This window comes from Synechococcus sp. A15-28, from assembly GCF_014280175.1.
Classification (GTDB): domain Bacteria; phylum Cyanobacteriota; class Cyanobacteriia; order PCC-6307; family Cyanobiaceae; genus Parasynechococcus.
In genome coordinates this window covers 977,993-998,651 of the sequence record NZ_CP047931.1, presented here as the reverse complement: position 1 = coordinate 998,651, position 20,659 = coordinate 977,993, and the positions used below count along the sequence as shown (strand labels likewise).

Here is a 20,659-nt window from a genome sequence, read left to right as displayed (position 1 = left end):
TGGATCAGGAAGCAGCCTGCATGGAGGCGACTTCAGCGGCGAAATCGGACTCCTCGACCTCAATACCCTCCCCAAGGGTGTAGCGCGTAAAGCGACGGACCTTGACGTTTTCGCCGATCTTGCCGGCGGTCTGCTTCACCAGCTCAGCCACCGTGATCGAGCTGTCCTTGATGAAGGGCTGCTCCATCAGAGCAAGCTCCTTCAGACGCTTGCCGATGCGGCCTTCAACGATCTTTTCCTTCATCTGCTCCGGCTTGCCGTCCAGATCGTCGCGACCCATTTCGATGGCTTTCTCCCGCTCCCGGATCTCGTTGGGGATGTCGTCGGTGGTGACGTATTCGACGTTGGGGCAAGCCGCCACCTGCATCGAAACATCCCGCAACAGCTCCTGGAACATGTCGCCGCGGGCCACGAAGTCGGTCTCGCAGTTGATTTCGATCAACACACCAACCCGTGCACCGGTGTGGATGTAGCTGCCGATGGCGCCTTCGGCAGCCGTGCGCCCGGACTTCTTCTCAGCGCTGGCGATGCCCTTCTGACGCAACCACTCGACCGCCTTGTTGGGGTCACCATCGGTGGCCGCCAGGGCCTTCTTGCAATCCATCATTCCCGCGCCGGTCTTGTCGCGCAGGTCTTTGACAAGCTTGGCGGATACGGCTGCCATCGTTCGTAGAAGTCGGGGAAGGGAACATGAAGCACCGCCGACCCACAAACGCGGGACGGCGGCGTGAACTTAGCGGTTCAGGGAACCTCAGCCTTCGGCGTCGTCGCCGCCGCGCTGTTCGTTATTGCCGTGACGGCCTTCGTTGATGGCATCAGCGAGACGCCCCAACACCAGCTGCACCGAACGCACGGCGTCGTCATTGCAGGGAATGGGCACCTCACAGAGATCCGGATCGCAGTTGGTATCCAGCATGGAAACCAAAGGAATATCCAGCTTGCGGGCCTCGAGGACGGCGTTGGACTCACGGCGCTGATCCACCAGCACCACGACGTCAGGAAGGCGACGCATGGTTTTCAGGCCACCCAGATATTTCTGGAGGCGTTCCAGCTCGCGCCGCAACACAGCACCCTCCTTTTTGGGGCGCATCGCGATGGCACCGCTGGACTCCATCCGCTCCAGATCCTTGAGTCGATCGATCCGGGCTTTCATCGTGGTCCAGTTGGTGAGCATGCCGCCCAGCCAGCGCTGGTTCACATAGGCAGCCCCGCAGCGGGCAGCCTCGAGGGCAATCACTTCAGAGGCCTGCTTCTTGGTGCCGACAAAAAGGAAGCGCTTGCCGCTCCGGGCAGCAGAGCGCGTCCACTTGTAGGCGTTGTTCATGCAGACGGCGGTCTGCACGAGGTCGATGATGTGGACACCATTACGCGCGCAGTAGATGTAGCGCGACATTTTGGGGTTCCAACGACGGGTTTGGTGCCCAAAGTGGGCACCCGCCTCCATCATCTCGGCGAGGGTGACAACAGCCATGGTTTGAGGGTTTCGGGTTCGCCTCCACCTGCCAGGGATGAACACAGCTCGGCCCGAGGGCTCTTGGCGGTGTCACATGCACCCGAAACGGGCAGGTGTGCGGTGTGAAAGGACCCTTAGACGGTATCAAAAGGTCGATCAGCGCAAGCCCGCCAGGCGAGCTTCCTGAAACAGGGCACGGACACCGATGCGGTTGAGAGGAAGACGCAGAAGCTCCATGGCCGTACCGGGGTAACCACGACGAATCAGCCAGCGCAACAGGGGCCGCAGGCTGCGCTCGTTGATCAGACCGCCCAGGGTGAGCAGCTCCCACAACAGTCGATGCAACCAGGTGAACTGAATGATGAACCGCACCCGGCGCGTCGGATGTTTGCGGAAGAACACCAGTCCCATGCGGGCCCGTTCCCCTTCCACCTGGATCAATCGCGGAATCTGGTCAAGGGTGAGGGCCGGATGCCAGTGGTATCCGACCGCAGCAGGACATTTGATCAGCTTCACTCCCATGCGGCGTAACCGCTCGCCCAGTTCAAGGTCCTCCCAGCCATAGAGCCGGAATCCGGTGTCGAACAAGCCGGCACGCTGCAACACCTCCTTGTCGATGGCGACGTTGCCCGTCGCGAAATAGGCCCAGGACAGATCCCGCAGCTTGTGCCGTTCAGCCGTGGGCTGCTCGAAGTTGGCTGTGTTGACCACGGCCCCGTAGGTGAAGCAGAGGCGGTCGCCGCGCTCAGCCCAGCTGCTGACAAGGCTGCCGGCGTGACAGGACAGAAAGCTGTCCGTGACCACCAGATCACTGTCGATGAAGACGATCACATCACCTTGGGCGTGATCCACGCCGCGGTTTCGCCCCTCAGCTGGACCGCCATGGGATTGCTCAATCAGCCGCACATGGGGGAAGCGCGTCGCGTTCTGACGAAGCCAATCGGGGGTGCCGTCGGTGGATCCGTCGTCCACCACCACCACCTCGTAGCGGTCGATCAATGGACAAGCTTGCTGCTGCTCCAAGGCCAGCAGGCACTTCTCAAGAATCGGCCGGCGGTTGTAGGTCGGGATAACGACGCTGACGAACATCGCAGCAACCGGAGTGGTGGGAATGATTCAGCCTAAAAGCAATAAAAAGAGGGGCTTGAGGCCCCCCAGATCAATCGTGTGATGGTCTGAAATCAGTCGGCTGCGCCACCGTTGTTTGCAGTACCGGTGACGCCGTTACCAGCACCCTCGCCGCGGCCATCCGTGCGCAGCTTGCGCTTCTTGAACTTGCGCGCGTAAGCGCGGTTGCGCTCCTGCTTTTCCTTCTTGAGATTTCTGCGCTTGGCCATCCGGTGTCAACAACGTGGCAATCCCCAACACATTACTGCTCTGCCGGAAGCAGGCATCCGTCCTCCATGCGCAGCAACCGGTCCGCCACATCCAGAATGCGTGGATCGTGGGTCACCATCAGCACAGCACAGGACTGATCCCGCGCCAGTCGCCGCAACAGTTCCACCACCTCGCGCCCGGTGGCCCCATCAAGGGCAGCCGTCGGCTCGTCCGCCAACAGGAGCCGTGGATGGGCGGCAAGGGCGCGGGCGATGGCCACCCGCTGCTTCTGACCACCGGACAGGTCATGGGGCAGTTTGCCCATCTGATCCTCCAGGCCGACGGAGCGCAGCCAGTGCCGAGCCTCATCCCGTCGAGCGCGATAGCCGAGTCCTGGCAGAAGATCAGCCCCCATCTGAACGTTCTGTTCAGCGGTGAGGCAGCGCAACAGGTTGTGGCCCTGAAAGATCATGCCGATGCCACGGCGCACCTGCTGCCGCTGGCGCCGGCCGGCCCCATCGAGACGATGGCCGAGCACGGTGACTTCACCGGACTGCACCGTGCGCAAGGCTCCGATCAGGGTCAGCAGTGTGGTCTTGCCGCACCCGGAGGGTCCCGTCAGCAGCACCACCTCACCGGGGTCAATCGTGAGACTGATCTCCTGCAGCACCTGCCGCCGCATCTCACCACGACCGAAGGCATGGCTGAGGTTTTGAAGCTCAACGGAGGCCATCAGAAGATCTCCGCGGGATCTGCATCCACCAGCCGACGCATCGCCAGCAGCGAGGACAGCATGCACATCACCAGGATCATTCCGCCGACGGTGAGGGCCCTTGATGCATCCATACCCACCGGAAGGCGAGTGGCGTCGCGGACAAACCAGTACAGCCCCTCACCGGCGAGATAGGCCGGGATGTACCCCATCACGGCCAAGTAGAACCCCTCGCGCATCACAACACCAAGCAGGTGGCTGAGGCGATAGCCCATGGCCATCAAGGTGGCGTATTCCGGGAGATGGTCACTGACGTCTGTGTAGAGAACCTGGTAGACGATCACGCAACCCACCACGAACCCCATGGCGGCCCCGAGGGTGAAGATGAAGCCGATCGACGTGCCGCTCTTCCAGTAGTTCTTTTCGAAGTCAATGAAACCCTGCTTGGTGAGGACTTTGACGTCGTCAGGGAGCCTCAACTGCAGCCTCTGCACAACGTCCTGAGGATCCGCCCCCGGACGCAGACGGATCAGACCGACTTCGATGGCCCCGCGCGACTTCTGTGGCGAGAGGTCCAGAAAGGTCTCCGTGCTGGTGAGCAGGTTCCCGTCGGCCCCGAAGCTGGTGCCGAGACTCACCAGACCTTCCACCCGGATGCGATTGCCGGCAATCTCGGTTTCGACGGTGCGACCCTCCCGGTACCAGTCGGCAATGGGTCCGAATTCCGGACGGGACAGCTGATCAAACAGGATCCTGCCCTTCTGCTTGAGGACTTCGGTCTTTTCCGACAGGCTGGGATCGACAAAGAAGGGATCATCCGGATTGAAGCCAAGCGCCAGGATCGCTCGGTTCAGGCGTGTTTCCGGATTGCGCCACAGCATCAGGCCCCAGTGCACCGGGCTCACCCCCTCAACCGCTGGGTCGGCCAGGGTCTGGACCAGCCTGCGCCTGGGAAAGCCCGCCATCCGAATGGAACTGGCGGAGCGCGGACTGATCAGCACCAGATCGGCGTCGAACAGGCGGTGCACGGTGACGCTGGCGTCAAAGAGACCATCGCGAAACCCCAGCTGCATGAACATCAGGATCCCGGCGAAGCTGATTCCTGCCAGAGCCACCAGAAGGCGAACAGGCTGGCGGGACAACAACAGCCAGGACAGGGGAATCCGACGTCCCTGCCAGAACGTCTTCATGGCTGGAACCGGGCGATAACCTTCAGCCCGGCCAGACGGATCACCCGGCGGACATCGGCGTCATCGAGAGCCACCAGCACCTCCACCACACGGGCATCGGCATCACCGGTGGGATCGGTGGACAGCACATCGCGCTGTTGCACCCGGGGACTGATCTGGAGGACGCGACCGCTGAGCTGCCCATCGAAACCTCCGTTCTCACTGGTCAACTGCACCGGCTGATCCAGGCGGATCTGGGCGATGTCGGATTCATAGACCTCGATCCGTGCCTGCATCCGCTGGCTGGCTCCGACATCCATCACCCCATCACTGCTGGGCCGTTCACCCTCTCGAGCATGAATCTCCAGGACAAGACCATCCAGGGGAGAGATGAGTTCACTCTCCTCCAGGTCCACCAGCAATCCCTGACGCCGCGCCAGGGCCTGTGCCTGTTCACCCTCGAGACGAACCAGATCCTCCCGGCTGGATTCGCGTTGTACCAGGGCAACAGCTCCCCATTCAGCACCGCGGGAGAACCGCGACACCTCCAGCTTCTGAAGAGCAATCTCGTTGTCGAGACTCGCCAGATCAGCGTCGACTTCAGCCAGTTCAGCCTCCAGACCGGCTTTGGTGTCGAAGCGAGCCAGCACCTGGCCCTGACGAATCACAGACCCTTCGTCCACCAGCAGCTGCTCGATCCTGGGAGTACCAGCGACCCCCGCCGTGGGCGCCGCCAACCGACGCACATCTCCGGCGGGCTCGAGTTGCCCCAGAGCGGCAACGGCTTCCGGACGGACGACCGTCGTGCTTGAGGCGGACGCTGAGGCGTCCCCTGGCGGATCCGTGTCCTGAGCACCACCACAGCCGATCAGAACAAAAACCAACCCGCAAAGGCCGATCCACCGGGAGCGATGCCAGCGGCGGTTCAGGCCAGGGGCGTGGGGTCGTCGAACAGCAACTCTTCGATGTAGCGGTCGGCCCAGGAGGCGTCGAAGGCTCTCTCCAGCACCCGGCGTGTCTTGTCGTTGCGCTTCTGCTGGAGGCAATAGTTCAGTTGTCCCTCATAACGGCGGATCGTAGAAGCCGCTGTCGTCGGTTCGCAGGCTGCCTGGAGCACAGCCGCTCGCAGAATCGCCAGCACGTCCTCAACCCGAGACCGGAACAGCGCCTCCTCCTCGGGACCATCCGGTCGGATGAAACAGACATGAGGGGAGAAAATCGTGCCCCACCCAGGCAGATCTCGCACCTGGCGAAAGGGCGGGCATGGACGACCCGCCAGGGCTGTCTCAATGCCCAACGGCAGCGCTGTGGACACCGGCGAGAGATCCACGATCGCAGCGGAGACCCCTGCCGGACCGGCCACGATGTCGGCGCCGAAGATCGGCAGATCAAAGCGAGGGTCCGGGAACCACACGCAGTGGAGGATCTGCAGCCCGCGACCAAGTCGGGCCAGCTCCAGATGGATCTTGCGAATTCCGCGGCAGCAGAGCAGCTCGTTGCGGATGAGCAGGTCATCCCCCTCCAGTTGCCCCTCGATGCTCGTGAAGTCGGTCTCGGTCTCGAGCGGTTTGAGATCCGGCAGGCCGACCCAGGCGCCCCGAATCGTCTCGGCCAGGGAGGGAATCAGGGGGGGAACCGTCGATGAAGACTCGGACGGCGGGGACTGCATCAAGCCGGGGGGAACAGAATGGAACTTTGCCACGCAGTTCTGACCACCTCGTTGCCTGGTCCGGTGCTGGACCACTGGACCCTCCCCAATGGAGTTCGCTGCGTGGCAGCGGAGATGCCCGAAGCTCCTCTCACCTGCCTGGATCTCTGGTGTCGAGCCGGAAGCTTCACGGAGGTTGCTGGAGAGGAAGGGATGGCCCACTTCCTGGAACACATGGTGTTCAAGGGAAGCGATCGGCTGGAGGCCGGTGCCTTTGATCGCGCCATTGAGGCCCTCGGCGGCAGCAGCAATGCCGCCACAGGCTTTGACGACGTGCATTTCCATGTGCTGATTCCACCCACTCAGAGCCAGCAGGCCCTGGAACTGCTGCTGGATTTGGTGCTGCACCCAGCCCTGGAGCACGAGCCCTTTCGCCTGGAGCGGGAGGTGGTACTCGAGGAGATCGCCCAGTACGCCGATCAACCGGATGAGCTGGTCCTGCAACAGCTTCTGAAGCAGGGCTGCCCGGACCACCCCTATGGACGACCCATCCTCGGGGAACGCTCCAGTCTTCTGGCCATGGACCCCGAAGCGATGCGCCGGTTCCATCGACGCCGCTACCGAGGTCAGAATTGCTGCATCGCCATCAGCGGGCCGAAGGCCAGGGAGCTGAAAGCCACGATCGAGAGCTCTGCCCTGGCGGATTTGCCGTCAGACGCGCACCCGACGGCTGAGCCAACAGGACTCAAGCTCCTGCCGGGTCGCCACAGCATCGAACTTCCGCGCCTGGAATCAGCGCGATTGCTGATGCTCTGGAGCGGTCCTCCCGCCCACGACCAGGCCTGGGTGATGGGCGCTGATCTCGCCACATCACTGCTGGGGGAGGGGCGACGCAGTCGTCTTGTGGCCAGGCTCCGGGAGGAGCTGCGGATCGCCGAAAGCGTGGACATGGACCTTAGTGTTCTGGAACAGGGCTGCCTGATGACCCTGGAGATCAGCTGTGAACCCGAGGACCTTGAGCAGGTGGAGGCGACGGTTCATGAGCAACTTGAGCAGGCGGCCCCCTTTTCAGCCGCGGAACTGATGCGTGGCCGCCAGCTAGTCGGCAACGGTTTGCGTTACGCCCTGGAATCGGTGGGGCAGGTGGCAGCCCAGGCGGCCAGCCAGACCTTGTGGGATCGCCCGCAGGAGCTGCTGCAACCCCTGCAGCATCTGCAGACCTGGAGTGAAGATCGGCTGTCGACGGAATTGGTGCCGCTCCTTCGGCCCGATTGGGCCTGCCGCCTGATCGCAACTCCGGCGGGGCGACGCTGATGGCCATCCCGGAGTTGATCGTTGATCGAATCACCACCCCAGGGGTGTTGGCGGCAAAGCTGCTGCTGCCCTGGGGAAGCGCCACAGACGGTGTCGGCCAGCGTGGTGCCCATCAGCTGCTGGCGGCCACCCTCAGCCGCGGTTGCGGACCGTACGACCACCGCCAGCTGGCGGATCTGGTGGAAGGGAGAGGGGCCGGACTGCGCAGCGACGCCAACGAAGACGGGTTGCTGATCAGCCTTCGCTGCACCAGCGAAGACGCCCAGGAGTTGATGCCGTTGCTCGACTGGATGGTCACAGCACCCCATCTGGCAACGGAACAACTGGAACTGGAGCGATCCTTAAGTGTGCAGGCCCTGCAACGCCAACGGGAGGATCCCTTTCAACTGGCGATCGATCAATGGCGGCGGCTGGTCTACGGCGACACGGGCTACGGCCATGATCCGCTCGGTGTGATCGATGACCTGCAGCAACTGGATGAGGGCGCTCTTCGGGCCCTGGCCGCACAGCTGACATCGGGTCGTTCCGTACTGGCCCTCAGCGGAACCTGGTCCTCCAGCCTGGACGACACACTGCTGAACCGGACCGGAGAGGGCTGGCACGACACCGACGAGGCTCCACCGCCTCCACCGGTGCACTGGATGCCCGGCGCAGAGGGCGATCTGATCATGCAATCCATCGACACCGAGCAGGTGGTGATGATGCTGGGCCAACCCTGCTGCCCCCATGGCCACCCGGATGACCTGGCCCTGCGTCTGCTGCAGTGCCATCTGGGCTCAGGCATGTCGAGCCTGCTGTTCCGACGACTGCGGGAGGACCATGGTGTGGCCTACGACGTCGGTGCGCATCACCCGGCGCGAGCTGGAGCTTCGCCGTTCGTCCTGCATGCCTCCAGCAGCGCCGAACGTGCTGAGCTCAGCTTGTCTCTCCTGCACCAGAGCTGGCAGGAGTTGCGCAGCCAGCCCCTCAGCGAGGACGACCTGACCCTGGCGCGGGCCAAATTCCGTGGCCAGATCGCCCATGGCCGCCAGACCAGCGCCCAGCGGGCTGAACGGGCTGCACACCGACGCAGCCTCGGTCTGAGCGATGACCACGACCATCTCTGCCTGGAACGCATCGAATCGCTGCAGGCTCCGCAGCTGATGGAGGCAGCCCAGCGCTGGCTCCACCGTCCCCACCTCAGTCTTTGCGGTCCGGCGGATGCACTCAAGGGGCTGGAGCGCCGCTGGCACCAGCTTCAGTCCTCAGCCGCTACGGGTTCCAGTTGAGTGAGGGGGATCAGGAATGCCCCCTGACGAAAGCGGACAGCCACGGTTTCGAGAGGATGGAGCGCAATCACTTCCCCGATTTCACCCACCGACACCAGATCCGGTGGCCGCAGCATCGGCATCGGATCAGCGGTTTTGAGATAGGTCTGAGCAGCGGTCAGTCGCAGGCGATCGCCGACGGAAACGGACATGGGATCTGGGCAGGACCTGCATTCTCAAGCAGGATGCGCTCAGTTGATCGACCGGCGTGAAAGCTCTCGCCACCTGGAGTGGAGCCCTGGCCGGATTGCTGTTGATCGTGATCGGCGGCCTGCTGCCCTCTGCCCTGCTGATTCCATCAGCGCCATTGCAGCTGGTGGATCTGCCGGCGACCTGGCAGGTACCGGCGCTTCTGCTCTGCGCCCTCGTCAGTGGTCCCCGTGCCGGGATGATGGCCGCCGTGGCCTATCTCAGCCTCGGTCTGCTGGATCTGCCGGTGTTCCACAGCGGCGGGGGGCTCCCCTACGTGCTGGAACCTGGCTTCGGCTATTTGGCCGGATTCATCCCCGCGGCCTGGCTGACGGGTCGTCTCTCCCAGCAGCAGGGCATGGGTGATCTCACATCCCAAGCCGCCGCCGCCGTGGCTGGGTTGATGACACTGCAGCTGTCCGGTCTGGTGAATCTGGCTGTTGGCGCACTGCTGAGACGCTGGGATCAGCCCCTGACGGAGCTTGTTCTCAGCTACGGGGTTAGGCCCCTGCCCGCACAACTCGCTCTCTGCGCAGCCACAGCCCTCATGGCTGTGATCCTGCGCTGGTGTCTGGTGATCAAGGAATGACAAGCTCAACCCTTCGACGCACCCCGCTTTTGGGGGTCGCTGGCCTGGTGGTGGTCGTGGATCAGGGCACAAAACTACTGGCCTCGTCCCAGCTGGCCGATGGACGCATTGTTCCACTGCTTCCTGGCCTGCTCAACGGCCAGCTCGTGCACAACACCGGCGCAGCTTTCAGCTTGTTACGCGGCTCAGTCCAGTGGCTTGGAGTGTTGAGTCTGGCCGTGACGGCAGGCCTGTTGATCTGGGTGATGCGGCATCGCGCAGCTCCGTTCTGGCAGGGGATGGCCGTGGCTTTTCTGCTGGGGGGCACCCTGGGAAACGGCATTGATCGCTGGCGCATCGGCCATGTGATCGATTTCCTCGCCCTTGTGCCCATCAACTTCCCGATCTTCAATCCAGCGGATGTCGCCATCAACCTGGCTGTCCTCTGTTTTTTTATTGATCTCTGGAGCAGCCGGGGCAGCAAGGCACCGTCGTGATCCCAAAACGCCACCGACTGCTGCTGGGACTGGCCGCTGCCCTGGCGGCTCTGATCGTGCTGGGTGGCCTGCTGCAGGCCGTTCGAACCCTTCTCTGGGATCTGAGCTACTTCCTGCCCGGCTGGCTGATCACGCCATTGCTGTTGCTGGGATTAGCCCTGGTCGCAGCCCTGGTGGTGCAGGTGGGACTGCCCTGGTGGAGACAGATCCGGCAGCGATCCAGCAGCAAGCGCGCCGAAGCCCCTCAGGCGGTGCCGACAACCCGGCGTGACGCCGCTGACCGGAGCCTGATCAGCATTGATCGCCTGCTCGAACGGCTGGAGGACGGTGTGGTGCGGGAAAGCCTGCGCCAGGAGCGCGAACGGGTGGAACAGGACCTGGCCCGCGGCGATCTTGTGGTGGTGGTGTTCGGCACAGGATCCAGCGGCAAAACATCGCTGATCCGCGCCCTGCTGGAGGACATGGTGGGTGATGTGACCGCCGCGATGGGATCCACCCGCAGCACACCCAGCTATCGCCTGCGCTTGAAGGGACTGGAACGGGGTCTGCGCCTGGTTGATACCCCGGGCATTCTTGAAGCGGGGGATGCTGGGCTCAGTCGTGAAGACCGAGCGCGCCAACAGGCGGTTCGTGCCGACCTGCTGTTGGTGGTGGTGGATGGTGACCTGCGCAGCTCGGAGATGACGGTGCTGCAATCCCTGGCAGGACTGGGGAAACGGTTGCTGTTGGTGTTGAACAAACGGGATCTGCGGGGTGCCGAGGAGGAGAAACGCCTGCTTCAGGTGCTGCGCAGCCGATGCACTGGGCTGGTGCCTGCTGCCGATGTTGTGGCTTGCAGCGCCGCACCACAATCGATTCCCCAGCCGGGTGGACGCCCCCTGCAACCGGCTCCAGATGTCAATGAACTGTTGCAGCGGCTGGCCGCCGTCCTGCATGCAGACGGTGAGGAACTGATCGCTGACAACATTCTTCTGCAGTGCCGACAGCTGGACCAACGGGGACGGGACCTGCTCAACAGCCAGCGACGACGCGAGGCGAAGCGATGCGTTGATCGCTACAGCTGGATCGGTGCCGGGATCGTGGCCGCCACGCCATTGCCCGGGGTGGACCTGCTGAGCACAGCGGCGGTGAATGGCCAGATGGTGCTGGAAATCGCCGCCGTTTACGGCGTTGACATGACCAAGGAACGCGCCAGGGAGCTGGCGGTGTCCGTGGGGCGCACCCTGGCAGGGCTCGGCATCGTCAAAGGTGCCTTGAGTCTGATCAGCCCTGCACTGAGCTTGTCTCTACCAACGCTGCTCATCGGCCGGGGCGTCCAGGGCGTGGTGACCGCTTGGCTTACCCGTATCGCCGGTGCCAGTTTCATTCGCTATTTCGAGCAGGACCAGGACTGGGGGGATGAGGGCATTCAGTCGGTGGTTCAGGACGCCTTCGAGCTGAACCGACGGGAGGCGTCCCTCAAGCGATTTCTTGAAACCGCGATGCGCCAGGTGGTGGAGCCACTGAAGCGGAAAGCAGCGGCAACCCTTCCACCACACCCAGGGCCTCGGGAGGGGGAGGCAGCATCGGACCCCGAGCGTCGAGAACGGTGATCAACAGGAGATAAACCACCGCGATCGCGATGGAAATGGCCCCGGTCACGATCGCCACCCAGCGCGGACGCTGCTCGTTCACGCCCATTCCATCCCGCACAACGCGGTCCGATTCTGCGGGATCAGTCGGTCAGCTGCTGCCTGATCAACCCTGCCAGCTGCTGCAGGTGTGAGCTGGTGGTGTGGGGATTCCCCAGAACCACCTTCAACCAGTGATGATCGTCGTAACGGGGGCGCGACAGCAGGAAACCCTGGCGCATCAGCAACTGTCGCGTCTGCTCGGTCCAACGGGCGGAGACAGCAGGATCGTCCTGACGGGGTCGCAGGGCCAACAGGTGCAGGCCGCCATCCATCAGCAACAGCCGATCCTCCGGCAAAAGCTGTTTCAGCATGGCTTTGCGCTCGAGGGCGGACTCCAGCACGGAACCGATGCCGTCGATGCCGAGCTGCCGCAGGCCAAGCCAGAGCTTCAGCACCTCAGCCGGCCGGGTCCCCTGCAGACCCAGCTCACCACCATGATCGTCACCGCAGGGGGACTCCATGTAGGGCAACCCTGTGGAGAAGGCCTGCCGCAGCTTGGAACGGTCCCGCAACAGCAGCATGGAGGAGGTTTTGGTGATCCCCAGCAGCTTCTGCGGATTGAGCGTGATCGAATCCGCCTGATGCAACCCCTTCATCAGGGATGCCAATGGCTCCCAAAGGGCAAAAACCCCACCGATCGCTGCATCCACGTGCAGCCAGACCCCTTCACGCCGGCAGAGGCTGGCGATCCCGTTCAGGGGATCCACCGCCCCCCGGACTGTGGTGCCTGCGGTCGCCACAACCGCCAGACAGCAGCGACCGTCGCGGCGTAAGTCCACCAGGGCCGACTCCAAAGCTGCCAGGTTCAGGCCGCCGTCGCTGTCAACGGGAAGCTGCAGAAGCGCCTCATCCGCCAGTCCCATCACGGTGGCAGCCTTCTGAAGCGAGACGTGGGCGTCGCGACTGCAGAGCACGACGCCATCGCGAACCCCCGCGTCGGTGCGGGCCACCACCAACCCCATCAGATTGCTGAGGGTGCCGCCGCTGGCCAGCACCCCACCGCTTTGTTCCGGCAGTCCCAGTCGCTGACAGAACCAGCCGCATAGCTGATGTTCGAGGTCCGTCAGCCCAGGGGAGAGTTCCTCCGCCAGAAGATTGTTGTTGAGGCCGGCACAGATCAGATCGGCTGCAATCGTCGCCGTGAGCGGCGGTGGATCCAGATGGGCCAGAGCTCCCGGATGGGAGGGCTGGTAGGCACCATCCATCACCAGCTGAAGATCCTTGAGCAACCCCTCCATTCCCAGCCCTGCCGCCATCGGAGCGACGTCGGGCTGAGGGCGCACGGTCGGCAACGGCACTCCCTGGGAGGCAGCACCGATCCAATGACAGAGCAGATCTGCGGCCCGGTGCAGGAAATCCTGCAGAACCGGATCGGTTTGATCTGGAGAGGCGAAGGAGTCCAGGCTGTGCAGGTCGGGCCGGAGATCGGTGGAGGCGTGCACCGGCTGCGTTGGAACTGCGTTGATCCTCGCGCCTCGTGGGATGGTGCTCACAGTGACGGACGAGAGAGGGGGTGAACGAGAAAGAGCGCTGGACCGAGTGGATGAATGTGTTGCTGGCGCGAGCCTCCGACAATGGAGACAGCGGTGAAGTGCCAGTGGCTGCCGTCATTCTCGACGAGCAAGGGCGTTGCATCGGCCACGGGCGCAACCGACGTGAGCGGTGCCAGGACCCCCTGGGCCATGCGGAATTGGTGGCCCTGAGTCAGGCCGCCACCATTCGAGGTGACTGGCGCTTCAATCCCTGCACCCTTCTCGTCACCCTCGAACCCTGTCCGATGTGCGCTGGAGCCCTGGTTCAGGCGCGAATGGGAACTGTGGTGTTTGGGGCCTCCGACAGAAAACGTGGCGGGCTGGGGGGTTGCCTTGATCTGGCAACGGACCCCAGTGCCCATCACCACATGCGCGTGGTGGGTCCCCTGATGCAGGAGCGAGCTGCTGATCAGCTGGAGATCTGGTTCAGGCAGCGGCGGCGGCGGAACCGCTGAAGCGGGGAAGCTCGGTCTCGAACAGGTTGAGCAGCCGATCCACGTTTTCAGGAGTGGAGTTGTAGCCCATCAGACCGATGCGCCAGATCTTCCCGGCCAGGGAGCCGAGTCCACCACCCACTTCAATGCCGAAGGTGTTGAGCAGGTGCTGGCTGAAGGCTTTGCCGTCAACGCCGTCCGGGATCCGAACCGTGGTGAGGGTGGGGAGCCGACGTTCCTCTGGAACGTGCATGGACTGCCCTTGACGCTCAAGGCCACTCCAGAGGCGCTCAGCATTGCGGCGGTGACGTGCCCAGGCCTCATCCAATCCCTCCTCGGCGAGCAGGCGCAGAGCCTCACGCATGCCGAAGTTCATGTTCACAGGTGCTGTGTGGTGGTACACGCGGTCACTTCCCCAGTACCGGTTCAGCAGGGACACATCCAGGTACCAGTTCGGGACCTTCCCGCTGCGGGACGTCATCTTCTCCTCGGCCCTGGGGCCCATCGTGAAGGGTCCGAGACCAGGGGGGCAACTCAAGCCCTTCTGACTGCAGCTGTAGGCCAGATCGACCTTCCACTCGTCGATATAGAGGGGAACTCCGCCGAGGGAGGTGACTGTGTCGAGCAGGAGCAGGCAGTTGTGCTTGCGGCAGAGGTCACCGACGCCCTCCATGGGTTGGCAGACGCCCGTTGAGGTTTCGGCGTGGACAAGAGCAAGGATCGCCGGTTTGTGCTCGATCAGCGCTGCTTCCAACTCTTCGAGGGAAAACCACTCACCCCAGGGCTTCTCGATGGTTTTCACAGTAGCTCGATAGCGACCGGCCATATCGGCAAGTCTCAGCCCGAAATAGCCCTTGACGGCCACCAGCACCGTGTCACCGGGCTCAACGGTGTTGGCCAGGGTGGCTTCCATGGCAGCGCTGCCGGTGCCACTCATCGGCAGGGTGAGTCGGTTATCGGTCTGCCAGGCGTATCGCAGTAATTCCTGAACCTCACCCATCAACTCCACGTAGATAGGGTCCAGATGACCGATCGGCGTCCTCGAAAGAGCTTCAAGAACCGTCGGATGGGCATTGGAGGGGCCAGGCCCAAGCAACAGGCGATCGGGCGTGTTGATGGCGTTGAACGCTTGGCGGTGAGCGTCTTTGACTTGAAGCAAGGAATTCGTTACCGCCAAGGCCTGGGTGGTCATTCAATAGGTGGAGCCTACGCAGTCGCGTCTCAGCTTTGAAGCCTTTCAGACCGATTGCAACGGTCGCGGCAAACGCTGCTCATCGCTGCCGCACATTCGTTTCGGCAAGACCACGGGCCATGTAATCAAACGGTTCCACGACAACTCCGAGACGAGCTGGGTCGACTCCCGTGGCTTGAAGACGCTCCACGATCACTTCACTCAGCAGAACAATGCTGCGAACCGTGGGCCCCGTGGGCACGCCAAGGCTCTTGTAAGTGTCGTCAAGACCATTGAGAACACGCTCGTTCAGGATCGTGCTGTCAGCAGCAACGAGGGCGTAACTGGCGTAACGCAGGAAATAGTCCATATCCCGCAGACACGCCGCGAGACGTCGTGTGGTGTAGGCATTACCACCGGGCAGCAAGAGTTCCGGCTCATCACGGAACAACCGCTGACTAGCCTCGCGCACGATTTCAGCAGCTTCCCGGTTGATCAGCTCAACGGCCTGGATCCGCAGGGATGACTCATCCAGATACGACTCGATGCTGTCGATCGCCGAGCGGTCCAGATACCGTCCCAATTGGTCATAACGGCCAATCAATCCGCCGATGGCATCGCGCATGCTCTGGAGTCTCCAGACAATCCTGGCTGAAGGTAACACCGCTTCAAGGCTGAGAACCCGCTTCAGGCCTGTGATTCAGGGAAGTTGACAGAAACGGTTACGAGAGTGACAACAAGCACTGCCAACACCGCAGACACATTAAAAAATGTGCGCATTGATACAAAATAGGGCATAGCGGCTCCTTACGGTCCACCTATAAATGCTTTTCGGTTCAAGCTTCATGGCCAAAACCCCTCAGGACGTCCTTCGACAGATCAAGGACGAAGGCATTGAGCTGATCGACCTGAAATTCACCGATCTCCATGGCAAGTGGCAACACCTGACGGTGTGCACCGATCTGCTGGAAGAGGACTCCTTCACCGAAGGGCTGGCGTTTGACGGCTCCTCCATTCGCGGCTGGAAATCGATCAATGCCTCTGACATGGCGATGGTTCCCGATGCCAGCACGGCCTGGATTGATCCCTTCTACCGCCACAAAACCCTGAGCATGATCTGCTCCATTCAGGAGCCGCGCAGTGGTGAGGCCTACGACCGCTGCCCCCGTGCCCTGGCACAACGAGCTCTGAACCACCTGAGCTCCACCGGCCTGGCGGACACCGCCTTCTTCGGTCCCGAGCCCGAGTTCTTTCTCTTCGACGACGTCCGCTACAACTCCAGCGAAGGCGGGGCTTTCTACAGCGTTGACACCATCGAAGCGCCCTGGAACACCGGGCGCCTGGAAGAGGGTGGAAACCTGGCTTACAAAATCCAGTTGAAAGAGGGTTATTTCCCCGTCGCTCCCAACGACACCGCTCAGGACATTCGTTCGGAGATGCTCCTGTTGATGGGTCAGCTGGGGATCCCCACCGAAAAGCATCACCACGAGGTGGCCGGTGCCGGACAGCACGAGCTCGGCATGAAATTCGCCGAACTGATTGAAGCGGCAGACAACGTCATGACGTACAAATACGTCGTGCGCAATGTGGCGAAGAAGTACGGCAAAACAGCCACATTCATGCCCAAACCGGTCTTCAACGACAACGGCTCCGGCATGCACGTTCACCAGAGCCTCTGGAAAGGTGGCCAGCCGCTGTTCTTCGGCGAAGGCACCTACGCCAATCTGTCCCAGACAGCCCGTTGGTACATCGGTGGAATCCTGAAGCATGCCCCGGCATTCCTGGCCTTCACCAACCCCACCACCAACAGCTACAAGCGCCTGGTGCCCGGATTCGAAGCACCCGTCAATCTTGTCTACTCCGAAGGAAACCGCTCCGCTGCGGTTCGTATCCCTCTCACCGGCCCCAGCCCGAAGGCCAAGCGCCTCGAATTCCGTTCCGGTGATGCCCTGGCCAATCCTTATCTGGCCTTCAGCGCCATGGTGATGGCGGGCCTGGATGGCATCAAAAACCAGATCGACCCCGGCGACGGTGAAGATCGTGATTTGTTTGAACTGCCTGCCGAAGAGCTGGCCAAGATCGCCACAGTGCCCCCGTCACTGAACGGCGCCCTGGAAGCGCTCAATGCCGATCGCGGCTTCCTCACCGCCGGCGGCGTATTCAGCGACGATTTCATCGACAACTGGATCGATCTCAAATACGAAGAGGTCCAGCAGCTGCGCCAGCGCCCTCATCCCCACGAGTTCGCGATGTACTACGACGCTTGAATCTCGCGATCGTTGTTCATCGGCCCGCCTCCCAGGAGGCGGGTTTTTTTGTGGATCAAGCGCAACGCGGTTTGTCCATCCATTCGCTGGAATAGGCCACTTGGTGCATCGATGGAATGGCGTCCACGCCCTTCAGCAAGCTGGCCTACAAGACCCTGCAACAGGGCAAGGGAATCGCTGGCCTGGCCCACAAAGAGCTGAGCACCAAGTTGATGGAGCTGCTTGCTCCCGAAGCTGTTCCCAGCACTGAGAGCGTCCCCCCGGAGCTGTTGAAGGACCTGCGCAGCTCCATGGCTCAGCTGGAGGAACGCGATTGGGACGAGGCGCAACAGGGCACCTATCCGGAATCTCAGCTGTTCGATGCCCCCTGGCTGGACTGGGCAAGCCGCTATCCCTTGGTCTGGTTGGATCTGCCTTCCACCTGGAATCGCCGCAAGGAACGCAACGTTCGCGATCTCCCCAAAGAAACCGACAGCAGCCTCTTCCCTGAGTACTACCTGCAGAATTTCCATCACCAAACCGATGGATACCTCAGCGACCACTCCGCAGGTCTGTACGACCTCCAGGTCGAGATCCTGTTCAATGGAACCGCCGATGCGATGCGGCGTCGGGTGCTCTCGCCGCTGAAGCGCGGCCTGAAGCACTTCTCCGATCGAAGCCCTTCGACCCTTCGGGTGCTCGACATCGCCACGGGAACAGGACGGACGCTCCAACAGATCCGTGGGGCCCTGCCCCATGCGGAGCTGATCGGCGCCGACCTCTCCGAGGCCTACTTACGCCAAGCGAATCGCTGGCTGAACAACGGTCAGGCCCCTCTGGTGCAACTGATTCGCGCCAACGGAGAGAAACTTCCCTTCGCGAATGCCGGACTGCAGGGTGCGACCTGCGTCTTTCTCCTGCATGAGCTGCCGGCTGAGGCACGCCAGAACGTCATCAACGAAGCCTGGCGTGTGCTGGAGCCTGGTGGTGTCTTTGTGCTGGCCGATTCCGTTCAACTCGCAGACTCTCCGCAGTTCAACGTCGCCATGGAGAATTTCCGCCGGGTCTTCCACGAGCCGTACTACCGCGACTACATCGCGGACGACATCGATGCCCGTCTGATCCAGGCCGGTTTCGAGGCCGTGACCGCTGAAACCCACTTCATGACTCGGGTCTGGAGCGCCAGAAAGCCCTCCCAGCCATCCGCCTGAACGCATTCCCATTCCCTGACACCCTCCCTTGCACGATGGCTCCAGGGACATAGGGTATGGTTGTTGCCGAAAGGGACATCGATGACCAATCCCTTCCGACTCCGCTGGTTACAGGGCTGGACCTTCCAGGTGGTTCTGATGGAAGGTCACGTCCAGGTTGAAGCCAACGGTTTTGGGATTCGGTTGCGCACAGCCGTTCTCCCCGGAGAAAGCCCCCAAATCGCAGCAGATCGACTGGTTCTTTCCGAGGACCGTCGTCGCCGGGCTCTCCATCACGCCTGGCTACGCGGTCAGGAACCCCAGCAACCTTCTGATCGACTGCAATCTTCCGCCCAGACATCCCCCAGCGAAACGCTGGTCTCCCTCGTGGTGGTTGGGCAGGATTCCTCCAAAGTAGCGGCCTGAGGTTTTTGCTCGATCACTGCAGCCACTGGTTCAACAGCCAGGCCAGGCTGAATCCTGCTCCCCCCCAGCGGAGGCCCCGCCAGAAACGCTCCTCTGAAGCAGGTTTAATCGACCACCCCACGATTTCCAGCTCAAGCAATCGGCGTCCCATGAGCAGCCGCCGTTGACCCCTGCGGGCCGCCACCCCCTTTCCCTGCTTCACAGCAAGAGACTGAACACGACCAACTTGCAGCAGCTGGCTGCAGGAATGGAGCCAGCGCAGGCGCTGTCGTTGCATTCGCATTCACCGGTGTCGGCTTCCACGAAACTAGACAGACAACGCTGGAAGCCCATGGATCCGACCCAATCGGACTGGCCCGAGCAGGCCCTGAGCAACAGCCGTGACCTTCACGCGCTGTTGAGCATTGATGACCGCAGCTGGCATCGTCTGAAAAGTCGCTGGGATCGACGTGGAGCCGAGCTGCTGAGCGCTGCGCTGGTGACGCTGCTGAGTGAAGGGGAACGGGGCGACGTGAAGGCGCTCACCGAGCAAGCCCTGGGCTGGATCAACGGAGAACTCAGAGACCCGGGCTGTCCGCATCATTGAGCGGCCGACGACAGGCGAGTTGGAGTCGGTTGCCACGGCGGCTCCAGCGCACGTCGTCAAAGCACTGATGGATCAGGAAGAGACCTCGACCACTGAGCGCTTCTGGTTGCTCCGGAAGAGAGGCGGCGCGGGCGTTCGGTGGTAAGCCACTGCCCTCATCCTGCACCTGCCAGACCAACCAGTGCGGAGTCGTGATCCGCCGCACACGCAGCCGCTTGGAGGGATCCTCCGCATTGCCGTGGCGCACGGCATTCACCAGAGCTTCATGCAGTCCGAGCTCGACCCGCTGGGACGTCAACAAACAACCCACCGGTTCAATCAGCACTTCCATCAACGGAGAGAGCTGCAAGGTTGAGGGCAAAACAAAATCCGCCCAACGAAACTGACGCCTGGACGAGGCCGCGGGAAACGTTTCGGTGCTGGAGGAAGCCTGCTGCAGGATCACGACCAGGCCGCTTCAGCTCTTGTTTGAACTTACCGGTTCTCAGCGATCAGGACAGTCCCATGGCGCTTCGATGCGTCACGAGATCGGGATGATTGAGCAATGCATCCATGAGACGGACCCCCCGCAATTGGTTGATCAGAGGCATGTGCCCCTCAGGCGCCTCCATCGACCAGGTGAACGCTCTGGGATAACGGGTCCAGGTGCCGTCCAGCTTCCAACCGATCCGTGGCCACAGCCGCTCATAACGCCCATCCAATCCAGACAGCAACTTGGCCTGCATGGAAAACCCGAATCGCCCTTGGGAATACACCGTCCACAACCGATCAAGGCTCACCAGATCCAGACCGGCCATCGCTGGCACCTCACTGAAGTAGACGTAGCCCCTGGCCTCAGCAGCAGGACCGGCAAGCTGACGCAGGATGGAACTTGTGGTCCGATCAGCCGTTTCGAAGTCCTCATCAAGCAGGGCTTGCTGCAGCGGGCCGTAATCCACCCCGATGGCCGAGGCCACATCCAACCATCCCTCGGGGGTGGAGGACAGCAGTTGGACAAGGTGGTCGGGCTGGTGCCGTCTCAGCACCTGGAGAACCCAACCGGGAGCCCAGTCGGAGCCCTTGCGATCAAATTGGTCGAGGGCAGCTGATCCAAGGCCGACGAGATCGGCCGACCTTGATTCCAAGGACTTGATCAGTGAACGACGCTGACGGGGAGACCCCTTCGCCAGGCGGTCGATCAGCTGTTCAGGAGTTGCCGTTGAAGTGGGTGTTGAACCGGAGAGCATG

Annotated in this window: 25 protein-coding genes; 10 read left to right on the top strand and 15 right to left on the bottom strand. The window is 62.3% G+C overall.

Going from position 1 to position 20,659, the window contains the following annotated elements; genetic code table 11:
• Positions 1-4 precede the first annotated feature (4 nt).
• The 8 genes from tsf to SynA1528_RS05430 form a co-directional block, all read right to left on the bottom strand.
• A complete protein-coding gene (gene tsf, locus SynA1528_RS05465) occupies positions 5-664 on the bottom strand; it encodes a translation elongation factor Ts (RefSeq protein ID WP_186588042.1) in 660 nt (219 codons plus the stop codon).
• Positions 665-751: 87 nt separating this feature from the next.
• Positions 752-1,471: a 30S ribosomal protein S2 gene (gene rpsB, locus SynA1528_RS05460; RefSeq protein WP_186588041.1), complete on the bottom strand. Its 720-nt coding sequence runs from the start codon at positions 1,469-1,471 to the stop codon at positions 752-754.
• Between the two features lie 138 nt (positions 1,472-1,609).
• Positions 1,610-2,542: a glycosyltransferase family 2 protein gene (locus SynA1528_RS05455; protein WP_186588040.1), complete on the bottom strand. Its 933-nt coding sequence runs from the start codon at positions 2,540-2,542 to the stop codon at positions 1,610-1,612.
• Between the two features lie 92 nt (positions 2,543-2,634).
• Complete coding sequence (locus tag SynA1528_RS05450; protein WP_011127953.1) at positions 2,635-2,790, bottom strand: Asl3888 family RNA-binding protein; 156 nt, start codon at positions 2,788-2,790, stop codon at positions 2,635-2,637.
• Positions 2,791-2,822: 32 nt separating this feature from the next.
• The gene (locus SynA1528_RS05445) at positions 2,823-3,503 is read right to left on the bottom strand and encodes a DevA family ABC transporter ATP-binding protein (protein WP_186588039.1); all 681 of its coding nucleotides are present in this window, start codon (positions 3,501-3,503) and stop codon (positions 2,823-2,825) included.
• Positions 3,503-4,672, bottom strand: coding sequence for an ABC transporter permease DevC (gene devC, locus SynA1528_RS05440; RefSeq protein WP_186588038.1), 1,170 nt, complete (start codon positions 4,670-4,672; stop codon positions 3,503-3,505). Before devC ends, SynA1528_RS05445 begins: the two co-directional genes overlap by 1 nt.
• Positions 4,669-5,535, bottom strand: coding sequence for an HlyD family efflux transporter periplasmic adaptor subunit (locus SynA1528_RS05435; RefSeq protein WP_286187917.1), 867 nt, complete (start codon positions 5,533-5,535; stop codon positions 4,669-4,671). Before SynA1528_RS05435 ends, devC begins: the two co-directional genes overlap by 4 nt.
• A gap of 41 nt (positions 5,536-5,576) precedes the next feature.
• Positions 5,577-6,320, bottom strand: coding sequence for a phycocyanobilin:ferredoxin oxidoreductase (locus tag SynA1528_RS05430; RefSeq protein ID WP_186588037.1), 744 nt, complete (start codon positions 6,318-6,320; stop codon positions 5,577-5,579).
• An 18-nt stretch (positions 6,321-6,338) separates the two neighbouring features.
• Between SynA1528_RS05430 and SynA1528_RS05425 the strand changes: the two genes are divergently transcribed.
• A complete protein-coding gene (locus SynA1528_RS05425; RefSeq protein WP_186588036.1) occupies positions 6,339-7,613 on the top strand; it encodes a M16 family metallopeptidase in 1,275 nt (424 codons plus the stop codon).
• Positions 7,613-8,881: a M16 family metallopeptidase gene (locus SynA1528_RS05420; RefSeq protein WP_186588301.1), complete on the top strand. Its 1,269-nt coding sequence runs from the start codon at positions 7,613-7,615 to the stop codon at positions 8,879-8,881. The genes SynA1528_RS05425 and SynA1528_RS05420 overlap by 1 nt, the downstream gene beginning before the upstream one ends.
• Here the strand turns inward: SynA1528_RS05420 and SynA1528_RS05415 are convergent.
• On the bottom strand, positions 8,851-9,072 hold the full coding sequence (locus SynA1528_RS05415; RefSeq protein WP_186588035.1) for a DUF3148 domain-containing protein: 222 nt from the start codon (positions 9,070-9,072) through the stop codon (positions 8,851-8,853). The genes SynA1528_RS05420 and SynA1528_RS05415 overlap by 31 nt on opposite strands.
• A 56-nt stretch (positions 9,073-9,128) precedes the next feature.
• Between SynA1528_RS05415 and SynA1528_RS05410 the strand changes: the two genes are divergently transcribed.
• The 3 genes from SynA1528_RS05410 to SynA1528_RS05400 are packed head-to-tail and all read left to right on the top strand — an operon-like array spanning position 9,129 to position 11,766.
• Entirely contained in the window at positions 9,129-9,698 is a 570-nt protein-coding gene (locus tag SynA1528_RS05410) for a biotin transporter BioY (protein ID WP_186588034.1), read from the top strand.
• Entirely contained in the window at positions 9,695-10,174 is a 480-nt protein-coding gene (gene lspA, locus SynA1528_RS05405; RefSeq protein WP_186588033.1) for a signal peptidase II, read from the top strand. Before SynA1528_RS05410 ends, lspA begins: the two co-directional genes overlap by 4 nt.
• Positions 10,174-11,766, top strand: coding sequence for a YcjF family protein (locus tag SynA1528_RS05400; protein ID WP_186588300.1), 1,593 nt, complete (start codon positions 10,174-10,176; stop codon positions 11,764-11,766). Before lspA ends, SynA1528_RS05400 begins: the two co-directional genes overlap by 1 nt.
• A gap of 122 nt (positions 11,767-11,888) precedes the next feature.
• On the opposite strand, the gene SynA1528_RS05395 is transcribed toward SynA1528_RS05400, so the two are convergent.
• Positions 11,889-13,289 (bottom strand): pyridoxal phosphate-dependent decarboxylase family protein, encoded by a 1,401-nt coding sequence (locus tag SynA1528_RS05395; protein ID WP_186588032.1) that lies wholly within the window; start codon positions 13,287-13,289, stop codon positions 11,889-11,891.
• A 101-nt stretch (positions 13,290-13,390) separates the two neighbouring features.
• Here SynA1528_RS05395 and SynA1528_RS05390 point away from each other — a divergent pair, with 101 nt between their 5' ends.
• Entirely contained in the window at positions 13,391-13,834 is a 444-nt protein-coding gene (locus tag SynA1528_RS05390) for a nucleoside deaminase (RefSeq protein WP_502707740.1), read from the top strand.
• On the opposite strand, the gene SynA1528_RS05385 is transcribed toward SynA1528_RS05390, so the two are convergent.
• Both SynA1528_RS05385 and SynA1528_RS05380 read right to left on the bottom strand, forming a co-directional pair.
• Positions 13,806-15,005 (bottom strand): pyridoxal-phosphate-dependent aminotransferase family protein, encoded by a 1,200-nt coding sequence (locus SynA1528_RS05385; RefSeq protein ID WP_186588030.1) that lies wholly within the window; start codon positions 15,003-15,005, stop codon positions 13,806-13,808. The genes SynA1528_RS05390 and SynA1528_RS05385 overlap by 29 nt on opposite strands.
• A gap of 79 nt (positions 15,006-15,084) precedes the next feature.
• Positions 15,085-15,609 carry an allophycocyanin subunit beta gene (locus SynA1528_RS05380; RefSeq protein WP_186588029.1) on the bottom strand — a complete coding sequence of 175 codons (525 nt, stop codon included), beginning with the start codon at positions 15,607-15,609 and terminating at the stop codon, positions 15,085-15,087.
• 220 nt (positions 15,610-15,829) lie between these two features.
• Between SynA1528_RS05380 and glnA the strand changes: the two genes are divergently transcribed.
• From glnA to SynA1528_RS05365, 3 genes are all read left to right on the top strand, one after another.
• Positions 15,830-17,251 (top strand): type I glutamate--ammonia ligase, encoded by a 1,422-nt coding sequence (gene glnA, locus SynA1528_RS05375; protein ID WP_186588028.1) that lies wholly within the window; start codon positions 15,830-15,832, stop codon positions 17,249-17,251.
• A 116-nt stretch (positions 17,252-17,367) separates the two neighbouring features.
• Positions 17,368-18,441, top strand: coding sequence for a class I SAM-dependent methyltransferase (locus SynA1528_RS05370; protein WP_186588027.1), 1,074 nt, complete (start codon positions 17,368-17,370; stop codon positions 18,439-18,441).
• An 81-nt stretch (positions 18,442-18,522) separates the two neighbouring features.
• Positions 18,523-18,846 carry a copper-binding protein gene (locus SynA1528_RS05365; RefSeq protein WP_186588026.1) on the top strand — a complete coding sequence of 108 codons (324 nt, stop codon included), beginning with the start codon at positions 18,523-18,525 and terminating at the stop codon, positions 18,844-18,846.
• A gap of 13 nt (positions 18,847-18,859) precedes the next feature.
• On the opposite strand, the gene SynA1528_RS05360 is transcribed toward SynA1528_RS05365, so the two are convergent.
• Entirely contained in the window at positions 18,860-19,129 is a 270-nt protein-coding gene (locus SynA1528_RS05360) for a hypothetical protein (protein ID WP_222930195.1), read from the bottom strand.
• Between the two features lie 48 nt (positions 19,130-19,177).
• Between SynA1528_RS05360 and SynA1528_RS05355 the strand changes: the two genes are divergently transcribed.
• On the top strand, positions 19,178-19,432 hold the full coding sequence (locus SynA1528_RS05355) for a DUF6439 family protein (protein WP_186588024.1): 255 nt from the start codon (positions 19,178-19,180) through the stop codon (positions 19,430-19,432).
• Here the strand turns inward: SynA1528_RS05355 and SynA1528_RS05350 are convergent.
• Together SynA1528_RS05350 and SynA1528_RS05345 are read right to left on the bottom strand one after the other, a co-directional pair.
• The gene (locus SynA1528_RS05350; RefSeq protein WP_286187947.1) at positions 19,404-19,874 is read right to left on the bottom strand and encodes an ATP-binding protein; all 471 of its coding nucleotides are present in this window, start codon (positions 19,872-19,874) and stop codon (positions 19,404-19,406) included. The two genes, SynA1528_RS05355 and SynA1528_RS05350, sit on opposite strands and share 29 nt — an antisense overlap.
• Before the next feature lie 49 nt (positions 19,875-19,923).
• Complete coding sequence (locus tag SynA1528_RS05345) at positions 19,924-20,658, bottom strand: GUN4 domain-containing protein (protein ID WP_186588023.1); 735 nt, start codon at positions 20,656-20,658, stop codon at positions 19,924-19,926.
• Position 20,659 lies beyond the last annotated feature (1 nt).

Coding starts and splice junctions, on each gene's coding strand:
- SynA1528_RS05420 (WP_186588301.1), top strand. CDS start 7,613: ATGGCCATCCCGGAGTTGATCGTTGATCGAATCACCACCCCAGGGGTG.
- glnA (WP_186588028.1), top strand. CDS start 15,830: ATGGCCAAAACCCCTCAGGACGTCCTTCGACAGATCAAGGACGAAGGC.
- SynA1528_RS05455 (WP_186588040.1), bottom strand. CDS start 2,542: ATGTTCGTCAGCGTCGTTATCCCGACCTACAACCGCCGGCCGATTCTT.
- SynA1528_RS05415 (WP_186588035.1), bottom strand. CDS start 9,072: ATGTCCGTTTCCGTCGGCGATCGCCTGCGACTGACCGCTGCTCAGACC.
- SynA1528_RS05385 (WP_186588030.1), bottom strand. CDS start 15,005: ATGACCACCCAGGCCTTGGCGGTAACGAATTCCTTGCTTCAAGTCAAA.
- SynA1528_RS05360 (WP_222930195.1), bottom strand. CDS start 19,129: ATGCGAATGCAACGACAGCGCCTGCGCTGGCTCCATTCCTGCAGCCAG.
- SynA1528_RS05430 (WP_186588037.1), bottom strand. CDS start 6,320: ATGCAGTCCCCGCCGTCCGAGTCTTCATCGACGGTTCCCCCCCTGATT.
- rpsB (WP_186588041.1), bottom strand. CDS start 1,471: ATGGCTGTTGTCACCCTCGCCGAGATGATGGAGGCGGGTGCCCACTTT.
- SynA1528_RS05365 (WP_186588026.1), top strand. CDS start 18,523: ATGACCAATCCCTTCCGACTCCGCTGGTTACAGGGCTGGACCTTCCAG.
- SynA1528_RS05445 (WP_186588039.1), bottom strand. CDS start 3,503: ATGGCCTCCGTTGAGCTTCAAAACCTCAGCCATGCCTTCGGTCGTGGT.
- SynA1528_RS05355 (WP_186588024.1), top strand. CDS start 19,178: ATGGATCCGACCCAATCGGACTGGCCCGAGCAGGCCCTGAGCAACAGC.
- SynA1528_RS05345 (WP_186588023.1), bottom strand. CDS start 20,658: ATGCTCTCCGGTTCAACACCCACTTCAACGGCAACTCCTGAACAGCTG.
- SynA1528_RS05380 (WP_186588029.1), bottom strand. CDS start 15,609: ATGCGCGATGCCATCGGCGGATTGATTGGCCGTTATGACCAATTGGGA.
- lspA (WP_186588033.1), top strand. CDS start 9,695: ATGACAAGCTCAACCCTTCGACGCACCCCGCTTTTGGGGGTCGCTGGC.
- tsf (WP_186588042.1), bottom strand. CDS start 664: ATGGCAGCCGTATCCGCCAAGCTTGTCAAAGACCTGCGCGACAAGACC.
- SynA1528_RS05450 (WP_011127953.1), bottom strand. CDS start 2,790: ATGGCCAAGCGCAGAAATCTCAAGAAGGAAAAGCAGGAGCGCAACCGC.
- SynA1528_RS05425 (WP_186588036.1), top strand. CDS start 6,339: ATGGAACTTTGCCACGCAGTTCTGACCACCTCGTTGCCTGGTCCGGTG.
- devC (WP_186588038.1), bottom strand. CDS start 4,672: ATGAAGACGTTCTGGCAGGGACGTCGGATTCCCCTGTCCTGGCTGTTG.
- SynA1528_RS05370 (WP_186588027.1), top strand. CDS start 17,368: ATGGCGTCCACGCCCTTCAGCAAGCTGGCCTACAAGACCCTGCAACAG.
- SynA1528_RS05390 (WP_502707740.1), top strand. CDS start 13,391: ATGAATGTGTTGCTGGCGCGAGCCTCCGACAATGGAGACAGCGGTGAA.